Raw genomic sequence first — 12,575 nt, forward strand, 5'->3', positions numbered from 1 at the left:
AATCTTGACGTTTTTGTGTAGGATATTCTATCTCTGCATTTGATGCTTTCAAAGCTTGTCCTCACAGCTGCGGTTACTAATTTGGGAACAATCAATTTATAAATCACTAGGTTTTAACAGTATGTTTAGTACTCATGTTAATATTTCTGGATACCAGATAATTGAAGAAATCTACAATGGTTCGAGAACTATAGTTTATCGAGGGTATAGAGAAACTGATTCATTACCTGTAGCGATCAAACTGCTGAAAAATCCATATCCCTCCTTTAATGAACTGGTGCAGTTTCGCAATCAGTACACCATTGCCAAAAATCTCAACTCATCTTTAATTGTCCAAACTTACAGCCTGGAGGTGTATCAAAATGCCTATGCGTTGGTGATGGAAGATTTTGGTGGCATTTCTTTAAAAGATTATTTTGCTCGCGATCAAACGCGAGATATTAGGTTTTTGCAAGAGTTTTTTCAAATAGCGATCGCACTGTGTAATACCTTAGAGATACTCTATAGTCAGCGGATCATTCATAAAGATATCAAACCGAGCAATATTTTAATTAATCCTGATTCCAAACAAGTTAAATTAATCGACTTTAGTATTGCCTCTCTATTACCAAGGGAAACGCAAACGCTAATCAGTCCCAATGTATCAGAAGGAACACTAGCTTATATTTCTCCAGAACAAACAGGGAGAATGAATCGGGGAATTGACTACCGGACTGATTTTTATTCACTTGGTGTAACTTTCTATGAATTACTCACAGGTGAGTTACCTTTTCAATCAAACGATCCAATGGAGTTGGTGCATTCCCATATTGCTAAGGTAGCCTCATCAATAGATGTAATTAACTTACAAATTCCGCCGATAATTTCGGATATTGTCAGCAAATTAATGGCAAAAAATGCTGAAGAGCGCTATCAAAGTGTATTAGGATTGAAACATGATTTAGAAATTTGTTTTGCTCAACTGAAAACAACTGGCAAAATTGAAAGTTTCCCAATTGGTCAAAGGGATGTGTGCGACAGATTTATTATCCCTGATAAACTATATGGACGAGAAGCAGAAGTAGAAACTCTGCTAGAAGCATTTGAAAATGTCAGCCTGGGTGGAACAGAAATAACGCTGATATCTGGGTTTTCGGGGATTGGTAAAACTGCGGTTGTTAACGAAGTTCATAAACCTATTGTTCGTCAACACGGTTATTTTATCAAAGGCAAATTTGACCAATTTAATCGGAATATTCCTTTTTCTGCATTTGTCCAAGCTTTCCGTAACTTCATGGAGCAATTACTGGCAGAAAGTGATGTACAAATACAAAAATGGCAAAATCAAATTATTCAAGCATTAGGTGAAGACGGACAGGTAATTATTGAAGTCATTCCCGAATTAGAAAAAATTATTGGCAGACAACCACCTGCACCAGAATTATCAGGTAACGCAGCACAAAACCGATTTAATTTATTATTTCAGAAATTTCTCCAAATATTTACAACTAAAGAACATCCTTTAGTTATATTCTTAGATGACTTGCAGTGGGTAGATTCGGCTTCATTGAAACTCATACAATTATTAATGAATGAAGCTAATCAGGGATATTTATTGTTAATTGGTGCGTATAGAGACAATGAAGTATTCTCAGCACATCCATTGATGGTAATGTTGGATGAAATTCGCAAAACAGGTGTCAAGCTAAATAGTCTTAACCTAAAGCCACTTAACCAATTACAATTGAATCAACTTGTAGCCGATACATTAAATTGTGCAGAGAATTTGGCATTATCTCTTTCACAATTGATTTTCCGTAAAGCTCAAGGAAATCCATTTTTTGCAACTCAAATTCTGAAATCATTACATCAAGACCAACTGATTCAATTCAATTTTGCCGAGGGATGCTGGCAATGTGACATTTCTCAAATCAATCAGCAAACTCTAGCAGACAATGTTGTTGATTTTATGGTTTTCCAATTACGAAGACTACCAGAATCAACTCAACAACAATTGAAGCTAGCCGCTTGTATTGGTAATCAGTTCGATTTAAAAACATTAGCGATTGTTTCTAAACAATCGGAGGTAGAAACCGCAGACTGCTTGTGGAAAGCTTTGCAAGAAGGGTTGATTTTGCCGCAAAGTGAGGTTTATAAGTTTTTTGTTGGTTCCGAAAATCAAGCAGCTACTCAAGAACAGTCTGAGATGGTTGTATATAAATTTTTACACGATCGCGTCCAACAAGCTGCCTATTCACTCATTCCAGAAGCACAAAAACAGTCAACACACTTGCAAATTGGGCAATTGTTATTGCAGAATACACCTAAAGAGCAGCAAGAGTCAGGAATTTTTGCGATCGTTAACCAATTCAATTACGGACTGGAATTATTAAAGGAAGTTGACGAACGAGAACATTTATCTCGGTTAAATCTGATAGCTGGTTGTAAAGCCAAAAACTCGACTGCTTATGCGACAGCAGTTGAGTATTTAAAAGTGGCGATCCTTTTATTACCGATAAATGCTTGGCAAAGCAGCTACGATTTGGCTCTTGCTGTTTATGAATCGGCGGCTGAGGCAGAATATCTGAATACAAACTTTGATTCATCAAAATCACTAGTAGAGATTATCCTCAAAAATGCTAAATCTCCATTAGAAAAAGTTCGTACCTATGAGATTCAAATCCAATCTTATACGGCACAAAATAAATTCATTGAAGCAATAGCCACAGGTAGAGAAGCACTCCAATTACTAGATTTTACCTTACCTGAAGATGGCAACACTCAAATGATTTTTGATGAATATGACCAGTTGCAACAAATGTTGGTTCATCAATCAATTGCAGCATTGGCAGATATGCCAGAAATAACCGATCCCAAAAAATTAGTTGCACTTCGCATTTTATCGGGTTTATTTGCCCCGGTTTATATAGCCAAACCGATGTTGCTGCCACTCAAGATTTTTACAATGATCAAAATTTGTATCAAGTACGGCAACTCACCACAGGCTGCTGTAGCTTACAGTCTCTATGGATTGTTTTTGTGCAGTATTGGTGCAATTGAAGATGGATATAGCTTTGGTAAACTGGCAATAGAACTTTTAGATAAATTTCAAACTAAAGAACTTAAAAGTAGAGTTTATCTCACATTCAGCCTATTTATTAAGCACTGGAAAGATTCAATTAAATCCACATTAAGTTTATTTTTAGATGGGTTACAAAGTGGATTAGAAACCGGAAATTTAGAATATGTAGGCTATTGTGCCAATTGCTATTGTCAATTTCTCTTTTGGAGTGGAGAAAACCTAGAAAATGCTGTGCTGGAAGCAGATAAATATTGCGATCTAATGCAGCAAATCAAACAAGAGGTATCTCTAGTTTGGGGAAATATCTGGCGGCAGACGGTTCTAAATTTACAAGGAGAAGCGGCTAATCCCTGTTGTTTAATTGGTAAGCATTTTCACGAAGTCGAAATGTTACCGACTCTAATTGAAACTAATAATATCAATGGTATTTGTTATGTCTATCTAGCAAAAACGCTACTGGCTTATCTTTTTGGTGAATACGAATCTGCTTGGGAATATTCTCAAAAATTTGAGCAGTATGAGCAGGGAGCAGCAGGCTTATTAATTGTTCCTTTGCGGAATTTCTATCAATCTTTGAGTTTGTTAACTCTTTGTTCTCAGGTAAATGAAGCACAGCAACAGCTTTATCTCCAAAAAGTAGCCGAAAACCAGTCAAAAATGCAAGAATGGGCGGCTCATGCGCCAGTCAATTATCAGCACAAGTACAATTTAATTTTAGCTGAACAAGCTCGTGTAACTGGCGATCGCTTACAAGCCGCAGATTATTATGAAATAGCGATCCAAGGAGCGATCGCCAATGACTATATTCAGGAAGCCGCGATCGCTAACGAACTTGCTGCCAAATTTTACCTAGAATGGGGTAAAGAAAGAGCCGCAGAAGGATATCTGCAACAAGCATATTACAGTTATGCCCGTTGGGGAGCAAAAGCCAAAACTGATGACTTGGAAAAACGCTATCCCAAATTACTCAAACCCATTTTGCAACAGCAAGAATTCAACTTAAATCCCTTAGAAACCATAGCTAGCATTGCTCGCACATCTAGTTACACTACCAGCAGTACTAATATTTCTGATGCTCTAGATTTAACCTGCATTCTCAAAGCAGCTCAAACTATCTCCAGTTGTATCGAATTAGACGCACTTATCAGCAGTCTCACTCGCATTATCTTAGAAAATTCTGGTGCCAAAATATCTGTATTAATTCTTCCTCAAAAAGATACTTGGCAAGTGCGGGCAATTACCTTTATCGATGAACAGTCAAATTCCCAGACTGATGTCAAAACCATTCTTGATTCACAACTAATAGATGCTTGCCAATATATTCCGCGAAAACTAATCAATTACGTTAAGAATACTCAAGAAACTGTGATCATAGACAATTGTAAAACAAATATTCCTGGTGTAATTGGAGAATATATGCTCCTACATCAACCTCAAAGTGTATTATGTACACCCATTATTAACCAAGGTAATTTAGTGGGGATTATCTACCTAGAAAATCAATTGAATCAAGGAGTATTTACTAGTAATCGTTTAAAGGTGATTAACCTACTGTCCTCCCAAGCAGCAATTGCCTTAGAAAATGCTCGGCTTTATCAACAAGCTGGGCAAGCTTTACAAGATTTGCAACAAGCTCAATTACAAATAGTCCAAAGTGAAAAGATGTCTGCATTGGGTAACTTAGTTGCTGGCGTAGCTCATGAAATGAATAATCCTCTTGGTTTTATTGCTGCCAGTCTCCAACAAGCTAAACCAACATTTATTGATATTATTGAACACTTGAAACTATATGAAAAAAAGTTTCCTATTCCCGGAGATGAAATCTTTACTCATGCCGAAGAAATCGATTTGGAATATAGCTTAGAAGATTTGGTCAAGATGATTGATTCGATGACAATAGCGTGTGACAGGCTCAAAAACATTAGCACCAGTCTGCGTACTTTCTCCCGTGCCGACAGAGATTACAAAGTACCGTTTAACATTCATGAAGGCATTGATAGTACGATTTTAATTCTCAAACATCGCCTGAAAGCTAACGAAGAACGTCCAGCTATTGAAATAATCAATAAGTACGGAAATTTACCCAAAATTGAATGTTTTGCTGGCCAACTAAATCAAGTATTTATGAATATCTTAGCGAATGCCATTGATGCCTTGGATGAATCAAATGCAGATAAGAGTTTTGGAGAAATTCAAGCCAATCCCAATCGGATTAAAATTACCACCTGTTTAAAAGTTAAACAAGTTGAGGTGAGCATTGCTGATAATGGTCAAGGCATGAGTGAATCAGTCAAACAAAAAGTATTTGACCACTTGTTTACTACAAAAGGTGTTGGTAAAGGAACGGGATTAGGATTAGCGATCGCTCAGTCTATTGTTGTAGAAAAACATGGCGGTTCACTGGTTGTGAATTCTACCCAAGGTGAAGGAACAGAATTTGTAATTACCTTACCGATTCTGGCTCAGACTCAAAATTAACTTGTAACCACTATCAGCCAATAGCAAAAGTTAGAGTTGAGCCAATACAGTTCAAAATGAGCAACAAAACCCTGATGTAGAGACGCGATTTATCGCGTCTTGAAAGACCTTGTTGAAAAATTGGGATGCTCATGATAAATCAATATGGTTGAGTTAAGGCTAGCACTCTTTGTCAAAGCCGTTTTTTTTTAACGAACCACAGAGGCGCAGAGTACACAGAGAGAAGAAAGAGAGGGAAAAAATTGCTTAACTGAACTGTATTGCATTATAAATCTGGATTGATACATTTAAGATGCTCACAGCCAAAACCTTGAGTCATCATTGCGGATAGCTGTTGAAAAACTTGTTCGTCAAAGTTGAGTTCTCGGATGATTTGGTCATAAGCTTGTCCCTGCGCTATCCGCTTTGCCATTTCCTGAAACTCTACCCAAGTTAAATCGCTCTCAACAAATGCTTTAGCGAGGGTAATTACCAGTTCTTCATAATCATTGTCTTCCAATTTTGTCATCATTCGGTGTTCAATGTGAAGCGAATCATCGAAACAGTAATACCAGGATTTCGGTTGCTGCTTAAGTACTCTTCGGAAAAAATCCTGCTGTTTCGAGCGGCTAACAGCACGATCTGCCTCACTACATACCATTAAGATTGGGGCAGAAACACAGTCTTGAACCTTGTCTAAAACCTGATATCCCAATTCTAGAAATATCCGTAAGGCCTTGAGACGAAAACCTTTATAACCAAAATTCCCAGGTGCATCTTTGTTGAACCATTCAAAGTAAATTGGCAGAATTTTGATGAGTTGATCGAATAGTAAATAGCGGCTACCTAAATAAGGCGTAAACAATAAAGTGCGTTCAATTTCTTCAGGATGCTCCAAAGCTAACCAAGCAGCTAAAGTTCCACCTGTTGATAATCCACCAATCACAACTTGTTGACCTAGCGTTTTGGCAATCTGCAACCATTTGATTACAAATTGTTGATAAATCTCAATATCTGTTGGTAGTGGTGGAGGATTTTGAGACCTCCAGTCACCTGAGCGTCCATGACCAGGTTGTAAAGGAATCAAAACGTTATATCCCTTGTTAAAGAAGGCTTTACCAAGCGGCTCGAACTGGTAAGGGCCTGCTGTAAAACCATGCAAAAATAAAAAAACTTTTGATGTGAAGTCAGGATGAATCAAAAATTTAGAACGGCAGGCTTCATTTTTAAGACCTAGTGTGGACTCTAATTGGTGAACTTGCTCTAGGATTTCTACTGTATTTTGAATGCCAACTTTCATTTATGTAATTATTATGTTCATATACATATAGTAATCCTACTTGAATATTGCTCAGTATATTGAAAAGTAAATCTTTGTATGGCAAGCTTTTAAGGAGCTTAGTTATTCAAAAATCAAATAGGAATCATAAATATATGTTACTTTATAAATTCAGTAGTGACTTCGAGTCTAGCAGAGGACATATTGTTGAGTTGCCCTGTCAGAAGTAAGAAATGTTTTAAAGTCGGATGAGTATTCACTCCAAACTAATTTTCCACAACCCGTCTAGCGGATTAGACTGTTGGAATTGATTATCACTGCTACCGGGCCAATTATTGTCATACACCAACCCAACACTAAATGTTCTATTTAGAGGATATTGTCCTAGTTTTCCAAAACCTTCAATATTCTTTGAGTCAGCGATCGCTTGCTGGTTCAACTGTATAGTTGTTTGGTTGCCGTCGTCAAAGTAAATTGTGGCTCGTTTGTTGTGAAAGCGCACCTGAACTTTGTAGACCCCACCAGTTGCATAGTAATAAGCTGTAGCAGGTAGCTTTTGACCGTCAATATTTTGTCCTTTAAGCTCAACTGCCATAGCAGGACTGCATAGCAGCAACAGGATTGGCAGGACTGACCCTAAAACTTTCATTGGTAGTAACAAACACTTTGAATCAACTACTTTTTACTTTAAAACATAAGTAGAGCAACTTACAGCATATTTCAAGTTGGTGAAGTACACAAGCTAAGTCTGCTACCCAGATATAAAGGATGTTTACTCCTGAATTCTGCTGTAAGTTTCACAGCCAATGCCAGCAAATAGTCTTTCCATACTCTTGTAGAGAGACGCGACATCTCGCGTCTCCAACCTTACTCCCTACTCATGAAATAAATCCAAGTCTGTAACAGCACCAACACTACTAGAGGAAACTAACTTCGCATATTTTGCTAAGATGCCTTTTGTATAACGGGGTGGACGGGGTTGCCATTTGGCGCGGCGACTGGCTAATTCTGCATCAGAAATGTTGATTTGTAACAAGCGAGAATTAGCATCGATAGTGATGCTATCACCTTCTTCGACCAGAGCGATCGCACCACCAACGGCGGCTTCGGGAGCAACGTGTCCGACTACCATTCCGTAAGTACCGCCTGAAAAGCGTCCATCAGTAATTAACCCGACTGCATCACCTAAACCCGCACCAATAATTGCTGAGGTGGGTGCTAGCATTTCCCGCATACCGGGGCCGCCTTTCGGCCCTTCGTAGCGGACGATAATTACATCACCGGCTTTAATCTTACCTGCAAGGATGGCATCTAAGCATTCTTCCTCGGAATCAAATACCCGTGCAGAACCGGTAATGCCAGGATTTTTTACCCCAGTAATTTTTGCTACTGCTCCCTCTGTAGCGAGATTCCCTTTCAGGATGGCTAAGTGACCTTGGGCATACATCGGGTTATTCCAAGGGCGAATCACATCTTGATTGCTTGGTGGTTCATTGGAGACATCTGCTAAAATTTCAGCGATGGTTTTACCTGTGATGGTGATGCAGTCACCGTGAAGTAATCCATGCACCAATAGCATTTTCATCACTTGGGGAATACCACCAGCTTGATGTAAGTCTGTGGCGACATATCTACCACTGGGTTTTAAATCACATAAAACAGGGACACGATCGCGGATAGTTTCAAAATCATCTAGATTAAGTTCTACACCAGCCGCACGAGCGATCGCTAGAAAATGTAACACGGCGTTAGTTGAACCACCCACAGCCATAATTACAGAAATAGCATTTTCTATAGATTTGCGCGTGATAATTTGTCGAGGTAACAGTTGATTACGAATTGCTTCTACTAATACCTTGGCTGATTCTTCAGTACTATCGGCTTTTTCATCATCTTCCGCCGCCATTGTGGAAGAATAGGGTAAACTCATACCCATCGCTTCAAAAGCCGAGGACATAGTATTGGCTGTGAACATCCCACCGCAAGAACCAGCACCAGGACAAGCGCGGCGTTCTACTTCCATCAGTTCGGTGTCGTCAATTTTACCAGCACTGTATTCACCCACAGCCTCAAAGGAACTCACAACAGTCAAGTCACGACCGTGGTAGTGTCCGGGTTTAATTGTCCCACCGTAAACAAAGATAGCCGGAATATTCATCCGTGCCATTGCAATCATTGCCCCTGGCATATTTTTATCACAGCCACCGATGGCAATCACACCATCCATACTTTGACCATTACAGACGGTTTCAATGGAATCAGCAATCACTTCTCGTGACACTAGGGAATATTTCATTCCCTCAGTTCCCATAGAAATCCCATCACTAATAGTAATTGTGCCGAACATTTGCGGCATTGCCCCGGCTAGTTTAATTCCCGCTTCAGCTATGAGTGCTAGTTGATTAATTCCTATGTTACAGGGAGTGATGGTGCTGTAGGCATTAGCCACACCGACAATTGCTTTCTTAAAGTCTTCATCCTGAAAACCTACTGCACGCAGCATAGCCCGATTTGGCGATCGCTGTACCCCTTGTGTAACAACTTTACTTCTGAAATTCTCTGACGTTGTTTTTTCACTCATTGCTCTGGCCTCAATCAAATCTCTGTACGAGTATGATATGTAGCCTTCTTTGAGATGTCCAATATATATTTATTTAAAATTGAGACTTATAAAGTCTCAAAAATCTGGGACTACGATACTGAGCTACTTTTTTGCTGTAGCTGAGGAATTACATTTCAGCAGGAACTAGACAAACGTATAATTTTATTCACCATATATAAGCTTATTATGAAATAAGTTCAGCAGGTGGAGGAATAATCTCAATGCCATATTTAGGCGCTGTAGCGAGAATTTTTTCTAAATCTGTGGGGCTGAGAGGTGGTACAGAAATAACCTGATTTGCTGGTTTCCCAGCTTCTGCAATAAATTTCTCAAAACCAGCTGGTGTCACCCAAACTAGTATCTTTGCAGGTAAAGAGGTTTTGTTAGTAAATTGATGCAGCTGTCCTTTAGGAGAGTGGAGAAATGTACCAGGCGTTGCTATTATTATTTGCCCATCCAGATTAAATTCTAATTCTCCCTCTTGGATGTAAAATGATTCATTTTCCCGCGAATGACGATGAGGAGGTGCTCCACCCCCTTGTGATGCAATTACGACTTCGCAGAGTGCATAAGCCTGTCCTGTCTCTTCACCCACTGCTTTGAAAGTATAGAGGTCCTGAGCAAACCAGTAAGAAGTCCCTTCGCCGGGTGGTTGCAGTAAACCTTTTTGCTCAATAGTCATGTTAATTCTCCTGATTAATTCTTGTTTTGTGTGTATTCGACATCGCATCTGTCATGGCAGAATACTTTAATATCCAAGCGATCGCTAGATATCCTTTTCGCCTTATATTAATAAATTTTAAAATCAGTCCCTGCTGTGCCGACAAAAATAATCCCAGTATGGCATCAAAATTATCTTTTTGGAATTGCTGGGCATTAACTATTTGAGAAAGAAAGTATGAATGAATTTTAGACTGTACGCGCCACAAAACTGATGGTTTTAATGCCGCAGTTACACTATTATCAGACTGGTTTTATCTTGAAGAGTTAGACCTCTATTCGTCAGTTGTATCCATAAAAGTTGTCAGAAATCTGGGCAGCACTTTTGTTCAACTAACTGTAATAACTGTTCCCACACTCTCGTTGGCTAATCTATCCACTGCACACACGGCATAGGTTCCCGCTTGTTGGACGGTAGCGAAGGTTGTGCCGGCAGACAAAATTCGCTGAATTGTCCAAGTATCGCCACTCAGGCGATAAAGTGTCCAGGAACGAACTGGCTGATTATCTCCAGGCTGCCAACTCAGTTTGCGGTTATTGACTTGTAGTCCAATGGGTGGAGGTGGTGGTGTTGTATCCTGCCAAGGCAAAGTTGGTGGTAGTGCAGGTTTGTTATAAAGCAGACTTTGGAATTTATCAGCAATGCCCTGACTATTTTCTGTCAAAACACCGAGATTAAAGAAGATATTCCCCAGTGATAACCGTCCAGCTTGGCTACGACTAATTTTCACCTGCTTTTCAATCTCATCACTCTCCCGACTTTTGTTGCTTGGTTCTGTCAGATTGTTACCAGCGTAAACGTGTCTTTGTTTTGTATTTACCTGTGTCCACCACTGTAGCAACGCTGAATAACTTTGTTGTGGTTGGTCTGTGCGCCAGTAAAGTTGAGGTGCGATATAGTCAATCCAGCCTTCTTCTAACCATTTCTTTGAGTCAGCATACAGCACGTTGTAAGCATCCAACCCAGTAATACCAGCGGGTTGTCCGGGGCGATAAATTCCAAAAGGACTGATACCAAATTTAACGTCGGGTTTGGTTGTTTTAATTCCTTGCCAAAGGCGCTGTACCATTTTGTTAACATTGTCTCGTCGCCAGTCGCCAAGGCTGAGTGTACCACCAGCTGCTTTATATGCAGCGTAGGTTTTACCATCGGGGAAAGGCTGTCCTTCAATGGGATATGGATAGAAATAATCATCTAAGTGAATGCCATCAACATCGTAGCGCTTCACTACATCAAGAATTACGTTATATGCCCTGTCCTGAACTATTTTTAGTCCTGGGTCCATCCAGCGTTGAGTTTTCCACAAATAAACGCTTTCTGGATTGGTTGCTGCGATGTGGGGACGGACTGTTTTCGCAGGGTCGGTGGAGGTGCTAGCGCGGTAAGGGTTAAACCAAGCATGGAGTTCAATATTGCGCTTATGACATTCTGCGATCGCAAACGCTAAAGGATCGTAAAATGGTTCTGGCGCTTTCCCTTGAGTTCCTGTAATCCAAGCACTCCAAGGCTCTAATCGAGATTCATACAAAGCGTCTCCCTCTGGTCGCACCTGGAAAATCAGGGCATTGAAGTTTAGCGCTTGTAATTTAGTAATAATCTCGCTAAGTTCTGCTTTTTGTTGAGCAACAGTAAGTCCTGGTTTGGAAGGCCAATCACCATTCCACACAGATACTACCCATGCCCCTCGAAATTCCCGGCTATGATTTACCTTAACGCTACCGATAGGCGTGGGCGTTGGAGTTGGTATTGGAGTTGGAGTTGGAGTTGGAGTTGGAGTTGGAGTTGGAGTTGGAGTTGGAGTTGGAGTTGGTGTCGGTATCGGCGTGGGCGTTAATATTGGCGGCTGCACTAAGTAACTAGAGGCAATTTTTTCTGCCTGACCTAAATACACCAAAGCTTGATAAATAATCACTGCCACATCTGCACGGGTGGCTGCAAGATTAGGATTAAGTAATTTAATATTTGGGAAACTAACTACCAATCCAGCGCTGGTAGCAATAGCTACGTGATTTCTACCATATTCGGGAATCTGAACAGAATCTTGATAAATTTGTGAGAGTTTTGAGAGGAGGTCAGGTTTTACCTTGGTGGCAATTTCTAAGCCTGCTACCAAGGAAACTAAGACTTCTACTCTAGTAATTCGGTTAGCGGAACGGAAAGTTTTATCAGGAAACCCACTAATAAATGCTTTTTCGTAAGCTGTTTTGATGGCTGCTGCTGCCCAATAATTTGTAGGTACATCAACAAAGGGAACATACTGCCGCTTCTTGGAAACTGTGCCAAATGCGTTAGCGATAATAGCGGCAAATTCAGCACGGGTAAGTGAATTATCGGGGCGATAAGTGCCATTAGGCAACCCACTGACAATACCGCGTTGGGCTAAGGCTGTAATAAATAAGCGTGCCCAATGGTTTTGAATATCCGAGAAGGGGGTAGCAATAGATACCATTATTTA

At 40.0% G+C, this 12,575-nt stretch carries 6 protein-coding genes; 1 reads left to right on the top strand and 5 read right to left on the bottom strand.

Annotated elements, in window-relative coordinates:
• Window positions 1-121: 121 nt before the first annotated feature.
• Complete coding sequence (locus HWQ42_RS27845) at window positions 122-5,539, top strand: ATP-binding sensor histidine kinase (protein WP_292817606.1); 5,418 nt, start codon at window positions 122-124, stop codon at window positions 5,537-5,539.
• Between the two features lie 265 nt (window positions 5,540-5,804).
• Here the strand turns inward: HWQ42_RS27845 and HWQ42_RS27850 are convergent, their stop codons facing one another.
• The 5 genes from HWQ42_RS27850 to HWQ42_RS27870 all read right to left on the bottom strand — a co-directional run bounded on the left by HWQ42_RS27850 (window position 5,805) and on the right by HWQ42_RS27870 (window position 12,569).
• Window positions 5,805-6,818 carry an alpha/beta fold hydrolase gene (locus tag HWQ42_RS27850; RefSeq protein WP_292817608.1) on the bottom strand — a complete coding sequence of 338 codons (1,014 nt, stop codon included), beginning with the start codon at window positions 6,816-6,818 and terminating at the stop codon, window positions 5,805-5,807.
• Window positions 6,819-7,053: 235 nt separating this feature from the next.
• Window positions 7,054-7,392: a hypothetical protein gene (locus HWQ42_RS27855; RefSeq protein WP_292817611.1), complete on the bottom strand. Its 339-nt coding sequence runs from the start codon at window positions 7,390-7,392 to the stop codon at window positions 7,054-7,056.
• A 279-nt stretch (window positions 7,393-7,671) separates the two neighbouring features.
• Window positions 7,672-9,378, bottom strand: a complete 1,707-nt coding sequence (gene ilvD, locus HWQ42_RS27860; protein WP_292817613.1) for a dihydroxy-acid dehydratase — start codon at window positions 9,376-9,378, stop codon at window positions 7,672-7,674.
• Window positions 9,379-9,583: 205 nt separating this feature from the next.
• Complete coding sequence (locus HWQ42_RS27865; RefSeq protein ID WP_292817615.1) at window positions 9,584-10,081, bottom strand: cupin domain-containing protein; 498 nt, start codon at window positions 10,079-10,081, stop codon at window positions 9,584-9,586.
• A gap of 367 nt (window positions 10,082-10,448) precedes the next feature.
• Complete coding sequence (locus HWQ42_RS27870) at window positions 10,449-12,569, bottom strand: family 10 glycosylhydrolase (protein ID WP_292817616.1); 2,121 nt, start codon at window positions 12,567-12,569, stop codon at window positions 10,449-10,451.
• Between the last annotated feature and the right edge of the window lie 6 nt (window positions 12,570-12,575).

Origin of the sequence: Nostoc sp. JL23, assembly GCF_017115065.1 — a bacterium.
Lineage (GTDB): Bacteria > Cyanobacteriota > Cyanobacteriia > Cyanobacteriales > Nostocaceae > Nostoc > Nostoc punctiforme_A.